The organism is Sphingomonas sp. Leaf32 (assembly GCF_001421765.1).
Taxonomy (GTDB): Bacteria; Pseudomonadota; Alphaproteobacteria; order Sphingomonadales; family Sphingomonadaceae; genus Sphingomonas.
Window position 1 is genome coordinate 124,521 of sequence record NZ_LMLA01000013.1, and the last position, 20,940, is coordinate 145,460.

Consider the following 20,940-nt stretch of genomic DNA (forward strand, 5'->3'; position numbering starts at 1 on the left):
GCAGGGCAATAGCCCGCTATAAAAGGGGAGAGGATTATGAGGGGGTTGAACCGGCAACTGCTGTTGGGCACGGGCGCTGTCATACTCGTCGCAAGCCAGCCTGCAGCCGCACAGGCGAAGCAATTCGAGATTCCGGCACAGGCGGCGGAGACGGCGATTGCCGCACTCGCGAGGCAGGCAGGCATCCAGATCATCGCTGCGCGATCGTTCAGCCGTGGCAAACGCACCAATGCGGTGCGGGGCGTGATGACCGCCGACGCCGCCCTATCCCGGCTGCTTGAAGGCACTGGCCTGAGAGCGCAGCGTAACGGACCGCAAACCTATGTCGTCCTCGGCGCGTCGCCCTACAAGCCGGCCGCTTTGACGCAGGTGACGGACGCGACCGATTCCGGAACGGCGCAAGCGGGAACCGATGGCGGTGAGGAGACCGGCGGCGACATCGTGGTCACCGGCATCCGCCAGTCGCTCCGGACGTCGATCAACCAGAAGCGCAATGCCGACCGCGTGCAGGAAGTGCTGGCGGCGGAGGATATCGGCAAGCTGCCCGAGGCGAGCATCGCGGAGTCGCTGGCGCGCCTTCCCGGGCTGGCCACCAACCGTGACCGTGGGAACGGTACGCAGATATCGATCCGCGGCTTGGGACCGAATTTGGTCAACACGCTCCTCAACGGTCGCGAGATCGTCTCCGCCGAGGCAAGCCGCAATGTCCGCTACGAGCAATATCCCGCCGAACTGATCAACGGTGCTTCGGTCTTCAAGTCGCCGACCGCCGCGCAGGTCGAAGGGGCCATCGCCGGGCAAGTCGATCTGCGCACGCTCAAGCCGCTCGACTACAAGGATACGCGCGTGGTGCTGAACGCACGCGCGATCTACAGCGATCTGGCCGAGGACGTTCAGGACACGAACCCTTGGGGATACATCGCCAGTGCATCGCTAGTGACGCAGCTTTTTGACGATACGCTGGGGCTGGCGGTTGGTTATTCGGGCCGTCGGCAGTCGGTTGCGACGGTACGCACGAACATCTTCCGCTACACCAACAGCTTTGCCGACCTGACCGGTAACGGGCAGTCGAACGATAATATTCCTTTCGGGTTCGAGGGGCTTGCTCGCGGAGGTGACGACATCCGCCATGGCGCCCTCGCGGCGCTGCAATGGCGTCCGAGCGACCGGTTCGAGCTGAACGGCGACGTCTTCTACAGCCATGTGAAGTTCGAGGAGACCCAGCGTGGTTTCCGGGTTGAGAACCTGCCTTTCGGCAACACGCTGTCGGGCGGGAGCGGCGTGACGCTCGACACCAGCGGCAGCAGCCAGGACTATGTCACCGGCATCACCACGACCAACGCGAACACCAGTTTCGGCCAGGTCGTGCGGGGCGTGAACGAATCATTCTTCTTCAAGGACGATCTCTATGCGGGCGGGCTGAACGCGACGTGGCGGCCCGGTGGGTGGACGATCACCGGCGACCTCGGATATTCGACGACCCACCGCGACCAGCAGTTCCTGACGCTGCGTACCGAGCCGTTCGGCGTCATCCCCACGACCAGTTTCACGTCGAGGCGCAATTCGGTTCCGCAGATGCGGGTGAGCGCCGATCTTTCCGATCCGTCGGTGTTCCGGGTCGCCGACTTCCAGATCCCGTCGAACGGCGGGGGTGCTCCACGCATCAACGATTCGTTGTGGACGGGCAGCGTGGATGCCGACCGCAAGATCGCGCGGGGGCCGCTCGCCGGGCTGCGGTTCGGCGCCCGGTACACCGATCGTAGCAAGGACTATACCCAACGCACGCAGTTCGGGTTCATCGACCCGGCGGCGCGTGCCGCCACGCCGTCCGCGCTGCTCAACCGACCCTACGCCTTTTCGGGAGCCTTTGCCGGGCTGCCGACCGTACAATCGATCGACATCAATGCCGCTGTCGAACGATTGTTCGGCCCGATCGCGCCGACGACGTCGGACGATGACCGGCGGTCGAGCTGGAAGGTCGCCGAGAAAACCTATGCCGGCTATCAGCAGCTCGATCTCGACGGCAGCCTGTTCGGCCTGCCGTTTACCGGCAACCTTGGGTTGCGGGTGATCCGTACCGAAACGTTGTCGAAGAGCGTCGACTTGCGGCAGACGCAGCAGCCCGACGGTTCGGTCGTCAGCACCGTCACGCCGATCGCCGTGGCGAACGCGTTTACCGACTGGCTCCCCAACCTGAATCTCACGTTCAGGCCGAGCGACAAGCTGCAGTTGCGGTTCGGCGCGAGCGAGGCGATTTCACGCCCGCCGCTCGACGATCTGAGCGCCGGTGTCGGACTGTTCACCTTCGGCGCTCCTGCCGCGTTCGGCGGGAACCCGCTGCTCGAGCCGTTCCGGGCCAAGCAGCTCGACGCAACGGTCGAATGGTATTTCGACCGCGACAGCGCGCTCACGATCTCCGGCTTCTACAAGGACCTGAGTACCTTTATCGTGCAGCAGGTGACGCCGATCACCGTCGCCAATCCGGCGGGTGGTCCCGATCTGGAGGGAACGTTCCGGCAACCGGTCAACGGATCGGGCGGGACGATCAAGGGCGTCGAGGTGCTGTTCCAGAAGGCGCTGACGTTCCTTCCCGCCCCGTTCGATGGCCTCGGCGTATATTTGAACTACAGCTATACCGACAGCAACATCAGCGTTCGCGAAGACGACAACGCCATCGGTGCGATCCAGTTGCCCGGCCTGTCGAAGCATGTCGGTAACGCCACGCTATACTACAGCAAAGCGGGTTTCGAAGCCCGGATCGCGTTCCGCTATCGCTCAAGCTATGCCACCGAACTGGGCGATACCGATCGCATTCTCTTTACGGCACCGGAATCCGTCATGGATTTTCAAACCAGCTACGAGTTTGCCAAGGGATCGCGACTGGATGGGGTCAGGCTGCTGCTTCAGGCGAACAACCTGACGGACGAACCGTTCGAGACCTATTATGGCGATCGCCGCTTGCAGGGCCGGCACGAACGGTTCGGCCGTCGCTTTCTTTTCGGCATAGGATATCAGTTCTGATGCGCATGTCCCTTCTCGCGGCGGCGCTGGCCGTCCTCGCCACCTCGCCGACATTCGCTGGCGAGCGAGTACCCGCACCCAAAGGCGGCCTCTATCTGGGCGCCGATCTTTCCTACGTGAACGAGATGGAGGATTGCGGAGCCGTCTATCGGAGCCGGGGCAAGCCGGTCGATCCCTTTGCGTTGCTCGCGCGCGAGGGGGGCAACATCGTCCGGGTGCGCATCTGGAACGATGCGCGCTGGACCCGTTATTCGGACTTGGCCGACGTTACCAAGACGATCCGGCGTGCCAAGGCGGCCGGGATGCAGGTCCTGCTCGATTTTCACTACTCCGACGACTGGGCCGATGGCGACAAGCAGCGTGTACCGATGGCTTGGGCAGGGAAGGACACGGCAGCGCAGGCCGAAGCCCTTTACGCCTATACGCGTGACGTACTCGCCCGCCTGGACGGGCAAGGGCTGATGCCCGAGATGGTGCAGGTCGGTAACGAGACCAACCCGGAACTGATGGGAGGTGTGAAAGAGCGGGCGATCGACTGGGCGCGCAATGCACGATTGTTTGACGCCGGTCTGCGTGCGGTCCGCGATGCCGGCAAGGCCGCAAGGATTGCCCCGCAGATCATGCTTCACATCGCGCAACCCGAAAATGTCGAACCATGGTTCGATGCCGCCGAGAAGGCTGGTGTCCGCGACTTCGACGTGATCGGTATCAGCTACTATAAGAAATGGTCGACGCGTTCGATGAAGGAGTTAGGCGATACGATCGCACGTGTCCGGCAGCGCTTTGGCAAGGACGTGATCGTGGTGGAAACCGCTTATCCGTTCACCAACGAGAATGCCGACACGTCGCCGAACCTGCTCGGCCCCGACACCTTGGTCGCGGGGTATCCGGCGACCCCGGATGGGCAGCGCCGCTACCTTATCGACCTGACCCAGACCGTCGTCGACGGCGGCGGCATCGGCGTCGTCTATTGGGAACCCAATTGGGTATCGACCCGATGCGGAACGCGCTGGGGTAAAGGATCAAACTGGGAGAACGCCGCGTGGTTCGATTATCGCCGGACAGAAGCGCTCCCAGCCTTTGAATTTCTGAGCCATCGATACAAGCGATAGGGGCTAGGCCTTTCCAGAAACAAGACGTCATGGTCAGGCAAGTGAACGCCGATCTTTACGATCCTCAGATCGGTGACTGCCCCTCGCAATCCGGCGCTCTGGGGACGGAGGACGCAACATGGCGTTCGACTAATAGGATAGCACGAATGGCAGATGCTGTGAGCAACGCAGAGCGTTCCGAGCGGTCTTTTCTGGATCAACCCGCATTATGCTCGATCTCACGCTCGCACTTTGCCGTCCAGTTTCAGTTCCTTCATCAATGCATTGAAGTGTGTCAGTGCCGCATCGCTCGGGCCGGGATAGGGGCCTTCGGTCGGCTGGTCGCCGATGAAACCCATATCCGCCTTCCCTTCGGGCAGGCTGTAGAAGCCGAGCACGAACAGGTTGCGTAGCCGATCCATGAACGCGACGGGTTTCGCCATGGCGGGGGCGGGTGCGGCGACGGTGAGCGCGTCGAGCAGTTGGGTGCGTTGCGCCGCCGTCAGCGCGGTGAAGGTTGCACCGTGGAGCGCCCGGCTCTGCGCGTCGAGCCACGTAAGCCCGGCGAGGACGGTGGTTCGGTCGTCCTGCTGGCGCGGATAAGGCGCGCTGATCCATTCGTCGATAAAGGCACCGACGCCTAGCTTGCCGGCACCCGGCGACGCCGCATCGGACGGCAGAATCATGTCACCGAGCACGTCGATGGCGGCGCGCTGCGCCTTGGTAAAGGTCAGCGGCCAAGGGACCTTGGGATCGGTCAGGTCGGGATCGCGGCCATAGCCCTTGGCCGGCGGCAAGGGGGTGACCTTTGCCGGCCAGTCGACCACGTCGAATGGTGGCGGCGTTCCGACTCCGGTCGCGACTGTGCCGAACGCAGGCGTCCACGACGCAAGCGATAGCGTGGTAGCCGTAGCGAACCATTGCAGCGTCGTGCGGCGGGTAATGGTCATGCGAGCGCTCCCGACTTCAGGCGTGCGGCCAGCCGTTCCGATGCCCGCAACGCCAGCGCGAGGATGGTCAGCGTGGGGTTCTTGTGCGGCCCCGACGCGAATGTCGCGCCGTCCATCAGCACGACATTGTCGACGTCCCAGGTCTGACCATAGCCGTCGACCACCGACGATCGCCTGTCCGCTCCCATCCGCGCGGTGCCCAGTTCGTGGATGATCTCGCCCCCTGCGGTCATGATCTTCTCCGGTGGAAGATCGGGATCGAGGATCGTGCCGTTCAGCCGCCGGAACACCGAATGTGCGGCACGCCGGCCATGCGCCACCTGATTGACCTCATGCTGCGACCATTTGAACGCAAAGCGCAGCACCGGGATGCCGAAGCGATCCTTCACGCCCGGATCGATCTCACAATAACTGTCCTTGTTGGGGATCATCTCGCCGCGCAGCACCAGTCCGATCGTCGCACCCGATCGCGCACGGACCGCCTGTTTCAGCGCCTGACCCCAGACCCGTGGCAGCGCGGTTTCGGGCGGGATGCCGAACCGCCCGTTGATCTCGAAATGATAGCCGCGCGCGAAATCCAGCTCGCCGCGCTTCTGTTGTTCGTACAGCCAGAACGGGATGTAGATATGCTGCCCGCCGATCCCGTCCTCGTTATAGCGCGGACGGTTCGCCAGCCCCGGAATATAGGCGCGGAACGACGCACCGGTCGAATCGGTCAGGTTGCGCCCGAGTTCGCCGGACGAATTGGCGAGGCCCCGGCCGTCCCGTCCCGAATTGAGCAACAGCCGCGTGGTCTCGCCCGTGCCGGCGGCCAGCACGACCGCGCGCGCCGTTACCCGGTGGCGCATACCGGTATTGCGGTCGACATATTCGACGCCGGCGGCGCGCGTGCCCGACCCCATCACCACCCGCGATACCATGGCATCGGTCACCACGCGCAGCTTGCCGGTCGCCTTGGCCATCGGCAGCAGCGAGGTCGTCGTCTGGAACATCGCGCCGATGGTGCAGCCGCGCGTGCAGGGTGTCGCGTTGAAACAGGCGCTGCGCGGCGCAACCGGATCGGGCATGTCGCGCGTCAGGACGGCAGTATGCGCCGCGCGAACCGGGATGCCGAGACTCTCGGCCGCCGCCGTAATGAGCATCTCCGGCACGCGTGGTTTGGGCGGCGGCATCAGGCAGTTCGCCGGCGAATCCGGGTGGTTCTCCAGCCCGATTGACCCGCCATTGACGCCGATCATCCGTTCGACCCGGTCGTAGAAGGGGGCGACGTCGTCATAGCCGATCGGCCAGTCGACCCCCAATCCGTCGCGCGAAAAGGGTTTGAAATCATAGGGTCCGAAGCGCGGGACGTGCCGCCCCCAATGGTTGGTCCGGCCACCCAGCATCCGCGGGCGATACCAGCGGAAGTCGGTTCCTTCCTTCATGGTGTACGGCTCGCCGTCGACCTGCCAGCCACCGTCGACCGTCGCGTCGAAATACCCGAACGGCTTGTCAGGGGTGCCCGCGCCGCGCAGCGGCGCGTCGCTTTCGGGGGCGAACATGTTGACCTCGGCCTGCGGATCGTAATTCCGTCCCGCCTCCAGCATCAGGCAGCGCAGGCCGGACTTCGTCAGGCTGTACGCCGCCATCCCGCCCGCCGCGCCCGATCCGACGATGACGACGTCGATCACGGCGTCGGCCGCCGCCATGGTCACTTGCCCGCTCCCATCGCCGACGCACCGATCCGGCGCAGCTTGATGTTGCGGAACGCGACCGGTTCGCCATGGTCCTGCAAGCCGACGACACCGCTGGAAAAAGTGCCGAACGACGGCATCTTGGCGAATTTCGAGGCGGCGACCCGCTTGCGCCATGCGTCATCGCCATAGGATACATCGGCGGTAAGCGCACCGTTCAGCCATTGCCGGATGCGTCCGCGCTCGACCAGCAACCGCGCGTGGTTCCAGCTTCCCGCTGGACGCGAGATACCGGCGGGAGGCACCGTCATGTCGTAGAGCGCACCTGCCCGGTGGGTCGGTATCTTTCCGTCCGAATGCCCTTCGTCGTCCAGAACCTGCATCTCCAGCCCGGTCTGGTACAGCAGGGGCGCGTCCGGCGTCTTGCGCGCGAGATACAGGATACCGCTATTGCCGCCGCGCTCTACCTTCCAGTCGAGCGTCAGTTCGAACGCGCCGAACATGTCGGCAGTCACCAGATCGGTGCCGCTCATCTGTCCATCGGCCTTGGTCAGGGCCAGCGTGCCGTCGCGCACCGTCCAAGTCCTTGCCGGCGGCGTACCATCGAACGAGCGCCATCCCGACAGGTCGCGTCCGTTGAACAACAAGCGCCACCCTTGCGCACGTTCCTGCGCCGTCAGGACGTTCACGCGTTCCCTTGCCGGCTGCGCCGGAACGGACGACGCCAGCAGCACGAGGGCCGCGCCGATGCCGAATGCCATGCGCATGGTGGTTCTCCTAAAAAATCGCCGTGCTTTTATGCCGCCGTTGCCAAAGGCTTACCGATTGCGCAGGCGTTTACAAGGAGCGAGCCGAACATGCGGATGGGATTGGGATCACGACACAGACGCTTGCATCAATAGGCGCGACCTCTCAGTTTCCCGCAGGTCGCCCGGTCGCCGCGCCCGAAAGATCAGGGATCGCTGGGACGGATGGATCGTCGGTCCAAAACACGTACATTCATATGTCGTCGTGCAGTGGACCGACCTCGCAAGGACGATCAAAGGTCGCCGCCAGCGATCGACCCAACGCGGTGACACCGTCTGGATCTGGCGACTGCGTCAGGAACAGCGTCTTGTCGGCGACCGGACACGGCGTCCGACAACGCACCTGCAGATACGAACCGCCCGCCCCCTTGGCGCGGCGCATCCGCGTCACCGCGAACCCCAGCACGTCCTCACGCGGCACGATGAACAACTGGTCGGTGCAGAAGATCAGCGCGGCGACGTCGGGCGGATAGCCGATGCGGTTGCCGATGTGCGGCAGGTGATCGCCCGGATCGCGGGCATATTCGATCTCGGTCTCGCTTGGTGCGGTAACGGCGATCCGGTCCAGTGGTAAGGTACGCTGCATATTCACCAAGGCGACTGGCTGGAACGCGCGCACCCAGGCGTCCTCTCGCAACGACAATGGCAGGCGGAAGCCGGTGGTGACGGTAAGGTGGACTGCGGTGCGCAGCCGCGGTTCGCGGTCGAACGCGTTATTCGTCAGACCATGTGACTGGCGTTCTGGTGGCCATGTCATCAGTTGCAGTCCGGCGGCGCCTGCCTCCCACCTGCAAACATCGGTATTATATTCCGGTCCGATCGGTGCAGGGCCGATCAGAGCGGCAATATCGGCTGCCATATGTCGCAGGTTGGACGCCGCATCGCCGTAGAACCATGCGATCGCGGTGAAGCGCGTGATCGGCAGCGTCGGGGCAAAGCGTTCGAATATGCCCGCGTTCCATGGCTGCAAAACGCCGGGTGGCACCGCGGCATCGCGCACGAACATGACATCGTCATCGTATAGCGAATCGCGGCGAATCCCTTCGCGCGCTTCGACCTGCTCGCGAGGTTCGCGCCACGGCAGATGCCAGGCGTCGAACAGCCTGTGCAGCGGATTGCCGTCCGCGCCGATCGGCAACCTTGCCGGCAGCGGCCCCGTTGAATCGGAAGCCGGGCCGGAGACTGGATCACGCCCCCCGAACAACCATTTCAACATATGCTTCGACCCTCCTTCGCCGCAGCAGCACGACGCTCCATCGCCTGTTCGATATGGAACGCGGCGCGGATGTTATGGTCGCAACGCTGGTTGCCCTAGCACCGCGCGGCGATGGGAATCGGCCGAATGTCGCGCCGCGCAAAAAAAGGGCGGCGTGGTCGAAACCATGCCGCCCCCAAGGTGTGGGAGTATCAGAAACGGTAGCGGATCGAACCGGTGACCGTGCGGCCGTACAGGGCGGTGTTGTTGAACACGGCACTGGTCGACGACAGGATCGGGTTCAGGCTGCCACCACCACGGAAACCGAGCTTGTCGAACAGGTTGTTGACGTTCAGGCCCAGTTCGATGCGATCGACCGGGCGCACGGTCAGGAAGCCGTTGACGAAGGTCGAACCCTTGATCGAGTAAAGGTTGAAGTCGTCCGACGGCGTGCTGGTCTGCCCGTTAACGCTGACACCTAATGCGACCACGCCCGCGTCATAGGATGGCGAAATGACGTAGAGGAATTCGGGCAGTCCGCCCGGACGATTGCCGACCAGTGCCGGCGTCACGCTGCTGACGATCTTCGAATTGGAATAGGTCGCATCGGCGGCAAGGTGGAAGTTGCCGTAATTCACCCGGCTCGAAAACTCGATACCGAACGAACGATAGCCGTTCGAGATGTTCGGGTCGTTGTTCGGCGCCGGATTGTTGATGCGGGTGAAGTCGTAGTTGTTCTCGGTCAGCGTCGAACGGAAGCCGGTGATTTCGACGGTGTAGGACGCTTCCCCGGCAAAGCTGCCGCGCTGCTTCAGTCCGATTTCCTGCTGGTTGAGGAAGTTGACCGAGGTCGACTTGCCCTGCGCATTCAGCGACCCGTCGGCGTTGAAGTTGCCCGACAGCACGCGGCGATCGGCGTTGAAGCGACCGCCACGGCTGACGCGCGCGAACACGCTGGTATTGCCGCTGAACGCATAGAGCGCACCCACCGACCAGCTAACATAGTTGTCGCTATAGTCGATCTTTTCCACGGTGGGGCTGAGCACCAGCGACGGGATCAGTGCCGAACCCAGCGCGTCCGAGACCCGCGTCGTCGGCCCCGCGACACCGCCCTGTGCCGTGCCCTTGCCGCTGACGTTATCGTACCGCACCGACGCGTCGAGGTTCAGTCCGCCGGTTTCGTATCCGACCTGCAGGAACGGGGCGACATCGGTGTAGCTGAGGTCGACGCGACGGGCGCAGCAGCTGCCCCAATTGTCGTTGAACCCGGCCTGGCCCGCGGCGGTAAGCTGCGTGCCGGTGGTCGAGAACAGGTCGAGCGGCGCCGCATTCTCGCCGTTCAGCTCGGCGAAGTTGCGATTGACGTGCCAGTCCTGTTCGATGTTCTGCTTCATCACGAACACACCGGTCGAGAACGTCGCCTTGCCACCGCCAACGTCGTACTTGCCGTTCAACGCCAGATTGTTGGCGAAGTTGTTCATGTTCTTCATCAACGTATTGATGTTCGGATTATTGTTCAGATAGGTGCCGGTGTAGAGCTGTCCCTGGTTCGGGCCAGCGGCATAGCGGATCGACCCGACCTGCTGGCCGTTGACCGTCGATCCGATCACGCCACCGGCACCGGTCCGCGTGGCGACGTTGATGAACTGGGTCGTGAAATTGCCGCTGATCCACTGATACCGTAGCACGTTGTCGATCGTCAGATTGTCGTCGATGTCATAGTGGAATTGTGCGCCCAGACCGGTGACGCGCGGGTGGATGCCCTGCACCTCGGCAGAGCGAACCCCGCCGCCGTCATAGTCGAGATACTGGAAACGGCGATTATAGATCGAATAGGACGACCCGTCGCGACCGTCGAAGTTCGGCAGCGGCGCAAAGCCGGTGACCTTGTTGCCGTCCAGCGTCGCGATCGACGGGGTGGTGGTGTTGGTCGGGGCCTGCTCGTCCAGACGCTTGAAATACAGGCGGACGAAACCGCGACCGTCGGGCAGGTCCTTGGTGATGTTCGCCTTTATCTGATAGCCGCGCAGGATGTTAAACCGCTCGTTGGTCAGGCCGCCGCCGTTGCGGGCATAGCCGCCGACATGGAAGCGCAGCGTGTCGTCGATCGGCGCGCCGTAATCGAAATCGACGCGATGTTCGCGGAAACCGATGCCGTTGCTGTACGCGACCTGACCACCGGCCTTGTCACCGGTCTTGCTCAGATAGTTGATGACGGCGCCCGGTGCCTGGCTGGAGAAGGTCGAGGCCGAGCCGCCGCGCACCGCTTCGACGCGCTGGACGTTCTGGTCGAACCGCAGCCAGTAGTCGTTGTTGCCGAAGTTCATGTCGCCGAACAGGACGGTGGGCAAGCCGTCTTCCTGCAACGCGACATATTCCGAACCGCCGGTCGACACCGGAATGCCGCGCACGCCGATATTGGCGTTGCCGCCCGGGCCCGCGGTGTCGCTCGGCTGAAGGCCGGGGATGTTGCGCAGCACTTCGGCTTCGGAACGCGGCGTAAAATTCTGGATCGCTTCGTTGCTGATCTGGCTGACCGAGATCGAGCTGCGGAACCGCGAGCGTTCGCCGCTGCTGGCGGTGACGACGATTTCGTCGCTTGCCTCTGCCGCATCGGGGGCCGCACCCGGCTGTTCGCCCGCCGTCTGTGCGGCTGGCGCATCGGTCTGGAGCGCAAGTGCAGGCGTGGCGACCAACATGGCGATCGGCGACGCGCAGGCAAGCAGAACCGGCATCTTCATGGCAAACCCTCCTGAACGCCCCACTGACGGGGGCTACGATTCAGCCATTATCATACCCGCAATCGTTTGCAACGGGCAATGCAAAGGTTTGCATAGATTATTTGGTTCTCACTCTGCGGCTGCGCCGATCTGTTGCAGATATGCCGCATGGGCGGGCATCGATTGGGCCATCGCGCCGATCGCGCCGGCAAGGCGATCGACGAAGCTCCGGCTGGCAGCGGCATCGTCGGACGTGTCGAGCAGGGGGTCGAGCGACAGCGGATCGTTCAGCTGGCCGAGATGCACCGCCGCCCAGCTAGGAGGTCCGAACAGGTCCATGTCGCGCGTGACCAATCGCCCGCCATGCCGGAAATGGGCGATCTTCAGCGCCAGCGTTTCCGGAATCTGCATCGCGGCACAGTCGCGCCACAGCGGGGCGTCGTCGCGCTGCGTCAGCTTGTAATGCAGGATCAGGAAATCGCGGATACGCTCATACTCGGTGATCGCGACGCGATTATATTCGGCGATCGGCAACGGATCGAATGCGCGCGTCGGGAAATAGGCGAGCAGCTTGGCGATCCCGGTCTGGATCAAATGGATGCTGGTCGACTCGAGCGGCTCCATGAACCCGCTCGACAGGCCGATCGCCACGACGTTACGGTTCCAGAACTGTCTGCGCCGGCCGGTGGTGAACCGCAGGAAGCGCGGTTCGGCCAGCGCCGCGCCGTCCAGATTCGCCATCAGCGTCGCTGCGGCTTCGTCGTCGGACAGATGATGGCTGCAATAGACATAGCCATTGCCGGTGCGGTGTTGCAGCGGAATGCGCCATTGCCAGCCCGCCTCTCGCGCCGTCGACCGGGTATAGGGGGTCATGCCGTCGCCACCGGTCGCACACGGCACCGCGACCGCGCGGTCGCAGGGCAACCAGTGCGTCCAGTCCTCATATCCTGTCGCGAGCGCACCTTCGATCAGCAGCCCGCGAAAGCCGGTGCAGTCGACGAACAGGTCGGCGTCGATCCGGCGGCCGTCATGCAGCGTGACGGCGGCCACGTTCCCGGTCTCGCCATCAAGGGGAACGTCGGCGACCTTCCCCTCGATGCGGACGACGCCGCGCGCCTCGGCGTAGCGGCGCAGGAACGCGGCATAGAGGCCCGCGTCGAAATGATAGGCATAGTCGAACGTCGAGGCGACGCTGCGCGGATCGCCCATCGGCCCGGCGAACCGCCCCCGCTTCGCCGCGCCCCACGCCATCGACAAGTCGTCCAGCGGCACCGTTGATCCAGCGGCTCGCGCCGCCAGCCAATGCTGATGCACCGCGACCAGATCGAACGGCTTGCCGAACGTGCCGAAGGGATGAAAATAGCGATGGCCGCGTCGTGCCCAGTCGACGAACTCGATCCCGAGCTTGAACGTACCTTTCGTCTCGCGAAGGAAATCGGCTTCCCGGATGCCCAGCGTATCGTTGAACAGCTTGATCGGCGGAATCGTCGCCTCGCCGACACCGACCGTGCCGATTTCCTCCGATTCGACCAGCGTGATCGCGCAGCGCGACCCCAGTGCGTGCGACAATGCTGCTGCGGTCATCCAGCCTGCGGTGCCGCCGCCGACGATCGCAACGGATCGAATGGCCGAACCCTGATCGCTCATACCTACCCCTGCGTCCTCTAGCGTTCACGCGCTTGAGAGCGCATTTCCGCCATCCTAGGTTCGAGGCTGCAGTATCGCAATCGAATGCCGGACGGGGCGAGGGGCCTTGCGTCCTTGCTGTGCAAGGCGGAACGGCCGCAGTCCGCTCCAACCCGATGGGCGTCGCGATCGGGACGACGGCAGCGGTCCGTGCGAAGGATCGGCGTACGAAAATACGGTTGGATCACAAATCGCTTGCTCCTCGGCAATTATCATATATTTTTTCGCAAACGATTGCAGAATAGCAGTTGGAAGGAGAGGTTGCGATGAAGCTGAGCCGCGCGTTTCTGACTGGACTGATCGGGGTTTCCGCGACGGTGCCAGCCTATGCCAAGGTAACGGCTCTACAGGATGCCCGGGTCTTTCGCCTCGATGGCGGCGGCGTCACCTATGCGTTGGGAGTCGATGACAAAGGCTATCTGCAACCGCTCTACTGGGGGGCATCGCTGGCGGCGGGCGATCCGCTGGTATCGACCGACCCGGTGAAAACCGGCGATCCGGTGCTGGTAAAGGCGCCGGGTGAACTGTCCGGTTTCGATCCAGCAGGATCGGTAACGTTGCAGGAATATCCGGGGCAGGGGGAGGGGCTGGTTTCCGATCCCGGCATCAAGACCATCTTTGCCGACGGCAACCGCGACCTCGTGCTGAAATACAAGTCACACCGCGTGCAGGGTGAGACGTTGCTGGTCGAACTCGCCGATATTCGCCGACCGCTGACGGTCACGCTGCGCTATACGATCGATCCGGAAACCGGCGTGCTGGCGCGGTCGGCAACGGTGCGCAACGGCGATCGCCGCGCCGTGCGGATCGACCAGATCGCATCGGCGGTGTTCACGCTGCCGGTCGGTGACGATTACCGACTGCATTATCTGACCGGTCGCCATGCTGCCGAATGGACGAAGAAGGACGTCGCGATCACCCCGGCGCTGACGCTGCTGGAAAGTCGGCGCGGTTCGACCGGTCATGGCAACAACCCCTATTTCGCGATCGGACGCGAGGGCGTTACCAGCGAGGACGCCGGGCCGGTCTGGTACGGCGCACTGGCATGGTCGGGTTCGTTCCGAATCAGCGTGGGGCAGGACAATCTCGGTCGCGTCCGCGTCATGGGCGGGTATAATCCCTATGACTTCTCGTGGTCGCTTAAGCCCGGCGAGACGCTGGACACGCCCATCTTCTACGCCGGCTATTCCGATGGCGGCATGGGCGGCGCGTCGCGCACCTTCCACCGGTTTCAGAACGCACACATCCTGCCGGGCGGCGACCGCGCCAAGCCGCGCCCGGTCGTCTACAACAGCTGGGAAGCCACTGCCTTCGACGTGACCGAGGCGGGCCAGGAAGCCCTGGCGGAAAAGGCAGCCCGGATCGGCGTCGAACGCTTCGTGGTCGACGATGGCTGGTTCGGTGCGCGCAACAGCGACAAGGCGGGGCTGGGCGACTGGACCGTCAACCGGACGAAATTTCCCAACGGCCTGAAGCCCTTGATCGACAAGGTGCATTCGCTCGGCATGGATTTCGGGCTGTGGGTCGAGCCGGAAATGGTCAACGTCGACAGCGACCTATACCGTGCCCATCCCGATTGGGTGCTGCACTACCCCGATCGCCCGCGAACGGAAGGGCGTAACCAGCTGGTGCTCAATCTCGCGCGGACCGACGTGCGCGATCACCTGCTCGGCGTGCTCGACAAGCTGGTCAGCGAGAACGACATCGCTTTCCTGAAATGGGATTACAACCGCAACTGGACCGAAGCCGGATGGCCGGCGGTACCGGTGCAGGATCAGCAGCGTGTCTATGTCGACTATGTCCGCAACCTGTACCATATCCTGTCCGAACTGCGCCGTCGTCATCCGAAGCTGGAGATCGAGGGCTGCTCGGGCGGCGGCGGCCGGGTCGACCTCGGCATTCTCGGCTTTTCCGACGAGGTGTGGCCGTCCGACAATACCGATCCTGCCGACCGGCTGATGATCCAGGACGGCTTCACGCAAGCCTATCCGGTGTCGGTGATGATGGCATGGGTGACCGACAGCCCGAACTGGGCGAATACCCGCGCGACCTCGCTCGACTATCGTTTCCTGTCGTCCATGCAGGGCGGATTGGGGATCGGCGCCAATCTCGACAAATGGCAGGCGGAGGACTTCACGACGGCGGCCAGGTGGGTCGCGGCCTACAAGACCATCCGCCAGACCGTGCAGCGCGGGCAACTCTATCGCATCGACCCGCCGACCAAGGACAACGCGTCGTCGGCGACGATGTATGTCGGGCAGGACCGGCGGCAGGGCGTGATGTTCCAGATGCTGCATTCGTCGATGTGGCGCGACAATCCGGTCGCCGAGCATCCGCAGGGGTTGGACCCGGCCCGAACCTATACCGTCCGCATCCTTGGTGGCGGCAAGCTGCCGGAAGGTACGCCTGCCCGTGCCAGCGGCGCCTATTGGATGGAGCGCGGTCTGCGCGCGCCGCTCAAGGGCGACTTCGTTGGCACCGCTTTCGTCTTCGACGTCGTGGAATGATCGATTTTACCAAGGGTGGAGAGAATCTATCGTGCCTATTGAACAGCTGACACTCCGCTCGTCCAACCTTACGGGATGGCGGTCCCGTTCGGATTTGCGGTTGACCGGATGAACGTAGCAACATCGGCCAAGACCGGCGCACGTCCACGAAACGGCCGGGCGAGCGCGAGCAGGATGCCGACATGACCGAGCTTGCGATACGCACGTTGCTCCACGGCCACGCCGCCCGCGCGCAGCCTGGCGGCCAGAGCGATGCTATTGCGTGGAAGTACGACGGTATCGTCCGTACCGTATAGCAGGAGCGCGGGCGGATCGCCCGCGCTGGCCCATGTCACGGGTTGCGTTTCCGCCGGATCGGACGCCTGACCGAAGGCGGCACGGCTCGCATCGACGTCGAACGGTGCGAAGTCATAGGGACCGGCGAGGCCGACAAACCCCCGAACCGCCGCCCGTGTGCCCCTCAGCCAGCGAGGGTCGACCGCCAGCATGGCGGCAATATACGCGCCTGCCGAATGCCCCATCACCACGACAGACCTGCCATCGCCGCAATACTTCCCGGCGTTCATGGCCGCCCAGCGCACGGCCGCGGCACCGTCCTCTACGAAGGCGGGATAATGGACTTCTGGGACCAATCGGTAATCCGGAATGATGGTCAAAAAGCCCTGGGCGGCAAGCGCGCGACCGACGAACGCATATCCTGCCCGCGTACCGCTGTTCCAGCCGCCGCCATAGAAGAACACCACGACCGGTCGTGGTTGTCCGCAACCGCCTCGCGGTACGTAGACGTCCAATTGCTGACGTGGGTCCGAGCCGTAGGCGAGGCCTTTTGCGACGATTGTACCGCCACGATCCTTCGGTACCAGCCTGTCGAACGTGCCGAGCGGCGAACAGGCCGCCACAAGCCCTGCGAACAGGCCCGCGAAGCCCATACGCAAGCTGCGCCGTTTCATGCGATTCCCGGCTGGCGGCATTTTCCGGTCACAGGCGTCCTCCCGCGTTGGCTGCAGCATAACCACGAGCGTTGCGCGTGGCACGTCCCATATCGAACGACCGTAACAGACTGACCCGTGCAAGGTTGCCGATGCGCACAGCACGCGAACCTTTCAAATGCCCCGCTTGCAACGCATAGCAGCGCGATGGTCGACCCCGTCCTCTACAGCTTCCGTCGTTGTCCCTATGCGATGCGGGCGCGATGGGCGTTGGCCGTCAGCGGCGTGCGATACGAACTTCGCGAGGTTCGGCTTGCCGACAAGCCGGAGGCGATGCTTTCGATTTCGCCGAAAGGCACCGTGCCGGTGCTGCAGACGGCCGATGGCGCAGTGATCGACGAAAGCCTCTCGATCATGCGTTGGGCGCTAAAGTCGCACGATACGCAAAACTGGCTGGCGGGCGACGATCCCGCTTTGATCGCCAGCAACGACGGCGTGTTCAAGTACCACCTCGACCGGTACAAATATCCCGATCGTCACGGTTCCGATCCAACCGAGCATCGCCGACTTGGCCTGCTGTTTCTGGACGAATTGGAACAACGCATAGGCGCTGCCGGACAGCTTGGCGGCGTCAAGATGGGCTTGGCCGACGCTGCGATCGTGCCGTTCGTGCGGCAGTTCGCTGCGGTCGATCGTGACTGGTTCGATGCCCAACCCCTTCCATGGCTGAAAACATGGCTCGCGGGCCATCTCGCTTCCGATCTGTTCGAGCGGATCATGTACCGGGTCGCGCCCTGGCGTCCGGGCGAACGGGTCGTCGTCCTTCACGGACGAGTATTTGCCGGTCCACCGCCTGCCGTCGATCAATCGGGAGAGGAATTGACGGGAACCGTGACCGGCGGCAGCGCGAAGAGGCGAAGGAAATAGCCGACGAACCGGCGGGCCAGCACGTCCATCTCCTCCGATCCGGCCGCTGCGACACCCCACAGCCGGCGGTTCTGTTGCGCGGCGGTCATGCCGATCAGCACCCGCGCCATGTCGGTCGCACCCTCGTCACGGAGGCGTCCGGCGGTGATCTGTTCGCTAATATAGGTCGCCAGGGCGCGTTCAATATGGCCCGCCGCCTGTTGGTAGAAAATCTGGCCGACTTCAGGAAAGCGGCCGCTTTCGGCGACGACCAGGCGCCAGGCCGCGACCGCGTCCGGATGCGCGGTCTTGTTCATGAAACTGCGGCAGAAATTGACGAGCGTCGCCTGCATCTCACCCGGCGTCAGCAACTCGCTCTTCACCTGTTGGCGGAACGCGGCGGTGACATCGGCGATGACCGCCCCGAACAACTCCTCCTTCGAACGGAAATAGCTCCATAACGTCGCCTTCGACCCACCCAGCGTCTTGAGCAGGCCCGACATCGATGTCGCGGCATAGCCGTCCTCGAGGAAAGAACGGCGCGCGACGGCGACGATCGCGTCGCGGCGATCCTGTTTGCGGGCTTCGCGTTTGCCCAGCGGACGACATTCGGCTTCGATCATAAACTGTACTGCCGGGTACAGAAAAATGTTGACAGGTGCAAGGTGCAGGACCATTCGGCGAAGCGTACCCAATAGTACGGTTTTCGCCATGATCCGATCTACCTCCCGGGATGCAGCACGCCGCATAGCGCCGCTGTCGGTCTTGCTGCTGTCCGCCTGCGCGACGGTGCCGCATCTTGGCACCGCACCCGACGTCGCGACGCCGGCTTCGTTCGCCACCGACCGCAGCCTCGCCGCGACCGGCGATGCAGCATGGCCGGTACAGGACTGGTGGCGTGGCTATGGCGATGGCCAGCTCGACGCGCTGATCGCCGAGGTGCTGGCCGGATCGCCCGACCTGGCCGCGGCGACCGCGCGCGTCGCGCAGGCGGAAGGCTATGCACAGCAGGCCGGGGCCGCGCGGTTGCCGACATTGGGCGTCGCCGGCAATGTCGCGGCGACCAAGCAGAGCTACAACAACGGCATCCCCGCCGATTTCGTGCCGAAGGGCTGGAACGACACCGGGCGGGTACAGGGCGAGTTGGGCTTCGACCTCGACCTGTGGGGCCGTAACCGTGCGGCCTATGCCGCGGCGCGGTCGGACCAGGCTGCGGCGGAACTCGACCGGGCGCAGGTCGCGCTGACGCTGTCGACCAATGTTGCCGATGCCTATGCCGACCTCGCGCGGTTGTTCGCCGAACGCGCGGTGGCGCAGTCGGCGCTGGAGGTGCGGCAACAGACCGCGACACTGACCGCTGACCGGGTGACCGGTGGCCTGGACACGCGCGCCGAGCTGAAACAGGCGCAGTCGGCAGTTCCCGCCGCGCGTGCCGATCTCGCCGCGACCGATGAGGCAATCGCGCTGACCCGCAACCGCATCGCCGCGCTGCTGGGGAAGGGGCCGGATCGTGGCCTGTCGATTATCCCGCCCGCCGCGACGATCGCTGCGCGCGGCGTGCCCGCCAACGCCGCCACCGACCTGATCGCGCGCCGGCCCGACATCGTCGCGGCACGGACGCGGGTCGAGGCGGAGGCGAGCCGGATCAAGGTCGCACGGGCCGATTTCTATCCATCGATCAGCCTGTCGGCGGTGTTCGGCCTGCAATCGCTGGGTTTGAGCAACCTTATCAAGGGCGGGTCGACCGCAGGTAGCGTCGGCCCGGCATTCAACCTGCCGATCTTTCGCGGCGGCGAGTTGCAGGGGCGGTACCGCATGGCGCGCGGCAGCTACGACGCGGCGGTCGCCGATTATGACCGCACCGTCACCGACGCCTATCGCGCGGTCGCCGATGCGGTGGTCAGCCAGCGGGCGCTGACCACGCGGCTGAACGAATCGCAACAGTCGCTGGCCGATGCGCAGGCCGGGTACGACGTCGCGCGGCTGCGTTACGAAGGCGGGCTGTCGCGCTTCACCGACGTGCTGGTCGCACAGGACCGCGTGTTGCAGGCGCGCCGCGCCGTCACCGAACTGCAGGCCCGCGCCTTTACCCTCGATGTCGCGCTCGTCCGGGCGTTGGGCGGCGGGTTCACCGCCCCGGCCACTGCACAGCGCAATGATAAGGACCCGACCCATGGCTGATGCCGATCCCGCCGACCGCAGCTTCGCCGATGCCAAGGCCGCATCGGACACCCCTGCGCCAACCAAGCGCAAAAAGTGGCTGGCCGGCATCGCCGCCGTCGTGCTGATCGCCGGCGCGAGTTATGGTGGGTGGTACACGCTGGTCGGCAGTCATTATGTTGAGACCGACAATGCCTATGTCGGCGCCGAAACCGCACAGATCACGCCGATGGTCGCCGGACAGGTGATCGCGATCGGCGCGTCGGAAACGCAGAATGTGAAGCGCGGCGACGTGCTGGTCCGGCTCGACGATAGCGACGCGCGCATCGCGCTGGCGACGGCCGAGGCCGATCTGGCCAAGGCGCGCCGCCAGTTCGGCCAGACCACCGCGACCAGCGGCGCGCTGTCGGCGCAGGTGCAGGCGAAAGGCGCGGACGTGCTGGGTGCCCGCGCCCAGCTGGTATCGGCGCAGGCAGCGTTCGACAAGGCGCAGGTCGATTTCAACCGCCGGCAGAAGCTGGCCCCGAATGGCGCGGTGTCGGGCGACGAACTGACCGCCGCGACCAATTCGCTGGCATCGGCGCGTGGCGCGCTGGAACAGGCGCGGGCGGCGGTGGCGGAAGCGACGTCGCAACGGAGCGCGGCCGCAGGCAACCTTGCCGCCAACCAGGCGCTGATCCAGGGCACCACGACCAACAACGCGCCCGACGTGCTGGCGGCGGAAGCGCGCGTGCGGCAGGCGCAGCTCGACCTAGACCGCACCGTTATCCGCGCGCCGATCGATGGCGTCGTCGCCAACCGCACCATCCAGGTCGGCCAGCGCGTCGCTGCCGGCACCACGGTGATGCGGATCGTGCCGGTCAACAGCGCCTATGTCGATGCCAACTTCAAGGAAGGTCAGTTGACCAAGGTGAAGCCCGGCCAACCGGTGAAGCTCACCTCCGACCTGTATGGCGACGATGTCGAATATCATGGCCGGGTAGTCGGTTTCTCGGGCGGCACCGGATCGGCCTTCGCGCTGATCCCGGCGCAGAACGCGACCGGCAACTGGATCAAGGTCGTGCAGCGCCTGCCGGTCCGGGTCGCGCTGGACCCCACGGAACTGGCGGTACATCCGCTCAGGGTCGGGCTGTCGATGACCGCCGAGGTGAATGTTTCGGGGCGGTGAACGGCTGCTTCGCAATTCGTCCGTTCGTGCTGAGTAGGGGCTGAGCGCAGTCGAAGACCCGTATCGAAGCACCTGTGGCACGGGTCTTTCGATACGCCATTTCGACAAGCTCAATGGCTGCTCAGGAC

At 64.4% G+C, this 20,940-nt stretch carries 14 protein-coding genes; 6 read left to right on the forward strand and 8 right to left on the reverse strand.

Annotated elements, in window-relative coordinates; genetic code table 11:
• Positions 1 to 36: 36 nt before the first annotated feature.
• Both ASE83_RS17190 and ASE83_RS17195 read left to right on the forward strand, forming a co-directional pair.
• Positions 37 to 3,021 (forward strand): TonB-dependent receptor, encoded by a 2,985-nt coding sequence (locus tag ASE83_RS17190; protein WP_235513045.1) that lies wholly within the window; start codon positions 37 to 39, stop codon positions 3,019 to 3,021.
• A complete protein-coding gene (locus ASE83_RS17195; protein WP_055793303.1) occupies positions 3,021 to 4,133 on the forward strand; it encodes a glycoside hydrolase family 53 protein in 1,113 nt (370 codons plus the stop codon). Before ASE83_RS17190 ends, ASE83_RS17195 begins: the two co-directional genes overlap by 1 nt.
• Positions 4,134 to 4,351: 218 nt before the next feature.
• On the opposite strand, the gene ASE83_RS17200 is transcribed toward ASE83_RS17195, so the two are convergent.
• The 6 genes from ASE83_RS17200 to ASE83_RS17225 form a co-directional block, all read right to left on the reverse strand.
• Entirely contained in the window at positions 4,352 to 5,062 is a 711-nt protein-coding gene (locus ASE83_RS17200) for a gluconate 2-dehydrogenase subunit 3 family protein (protein WP_055793306.1), read from the reverse strand.
• On the reverse strand, positions 5,059 to 6,750 hold the full coding sequence (locus ASE83_RS17205; protein WP_055793309.1) for a GMC oxidoreductase: 1,692 nt from the start codon (positions 6,748 to 6,750) through the stop codon (positions 5,059 to 5,061). Before ASE83_RS17205 ends, ASE83_RS17200 begins: the two co-directional genes overlap by 4 nt.
• A 2-nt stretch (positions 6,751 to 6,752) precedes the next feature.
• On the reverse strand, positions 6,753 to 7,502 hold the full coding sequence (locus tag ASE83_RS17210; protein WP_055793312.1) for a 3-keto-disaccharide hydrolase: 750 nt from the start codon (positions 7,500 to 7,502) through the stop codon (positions 6,753 to 6,755).
• A 232-nt stretch (positions 7,503 to 7,734) separates the two neighbouring features.
• Positions 7,735 to 8,679, reverse strand: coding sequence for a hypothetical protein (locus ASE83_RS17215; RefSeq protein ID WP_055793316.1), 945 nt, complete (start codon positions 8,677 to 8,679; stop codon positions 7,735 to 7,737).
• A gap of 269 nt (positions 8,680 to 8,948) precedes the next feature.
• Entirely contained in the window at positions 8,949 to 11,477 is a 2,529-nt protein-coding gene (locus ASE83_RS17220; RefSeq protein WP_055793320.1) for a TonB-dependent receptor domain-containing protein, read from the reverse strand.
• Positions 11,478 to 11,585: 108 nt separating this feature from the next.
• On the reverse strand, positions 11,586 to 13,103 hold the full coding sequence (locus ASE83_RS17225) for a tryptophan halogenase family protein (RefSeq protein WP_055793322.1): 1,518 nt from the start codon (positions 13,101 to 13,103) through the stop codon (positions 11,586 to 11,588).
• A 305-nt stretch (positions 13,104 to 13,408) separates the two neighbouring features.
• Here ASE83_RS17225 and ASE83_RS17230 point away from each other — a divergent pair, with 305 nt between their 5' ends.
• Entirely contained in the window at positions 13,409 to 15,649 is a 2,241-nt protein-coding gene (locus tag ASE83_RS17230) for an alpha-galactosidase (protein WP_082443105.1), read from the forward strand.
• A 68-nt stretch (positions 15,650 to 15,717) separates the two neighbouring features.
• Here the strand turns inward: ASE83_RS17230 and ASE83_RS17235 are convergent, their stop codons facing one another.
• On the reverse strand, positions 15,718 to 16,599 hold the full coding sequence (locus tag ASE83_RS17235) for an alpha/beta hydrolase (protein WP_055793325.1): 882 nt from the start codon (positions 16,597 to 16,599) through the stop codon (positions 15,718 to 15,720).
• A gap of 186 nt (positions 16,600 to 16,785) precedes the next feature.
• Here ASE83_RS17235 and ASE83_RS18285 point away from each other — a divergent pair, with 186 nt between their 5' ends.
• Complete coding sequence (locus ASE83_RS18285; protein WP_082443106.1) at positions 16,786 to 17,505, forward strand: glutathione S-transferase; 720 nt, start codon at positions 16,786 to 16,788, stop codon at positions 17,503 to 17,505.
• On the opposite strand, the gene ASE83_RS17245 is transcribed toward ASE83_RS18285, so the two are convergent.
• Positions 17,442 to 18,326 carry a TetR/AcrR family transcriptional regulator gene (locus ASE83_RS17245; RefSeq protein ID WP_235513049.1) on the reverse strand — a complete coding sequence of 295 codons (885 nt, stop codon included), beginning with the start codon at positions 18,324 to 18,326 and terminating at the stop codon, positions 17,442 to 17,444. The two genes, ASE83_RS18285 and ASE83_RS17245, sit on opposite strands and share 64 nt — an antisense overlap.
• On the opposite strand from ASE83_RS17245, the gene ASE83_RS17250 reads away from it, so the two are divergent.
• Together ASE83_RS17250 and ASE83_RS17255 are read left to right on the forward strand one after the other, a co-directional pair.
• On the forward strand, positions 18,274 to 19,665 hold the full coding sequence (locus ASE83_RS17250) for an efflux transporter outer membrane subunit (RefSeq protein WP_235513052.1): 1,392 nt from the start codon (positions 18,274 to 18,276) through the stop codon (positions 19,663 to 19,665). The two genes, ASE83_RS17245 and ASE83_RS17250, sit on opposite strands and share 53 nt — an antisense overlap.
• A complete protein-coding gene (locus ASE83_RS17255) occupies positions 19,658 to 20,812 on the forward strand; it encodes an HlyD family secretion protein (RefSeq protein ID WP_055793338.1) in 1,155 nt (384 codons plus the stop codon). The genes ASE83_RS17250 and ASE83_RS17255 overlap by 8 nt, the downstream gene beginning before the upstream one ends.
• Positions 20,813 to 20,940 lie beyond the last annotated feature (128 nt).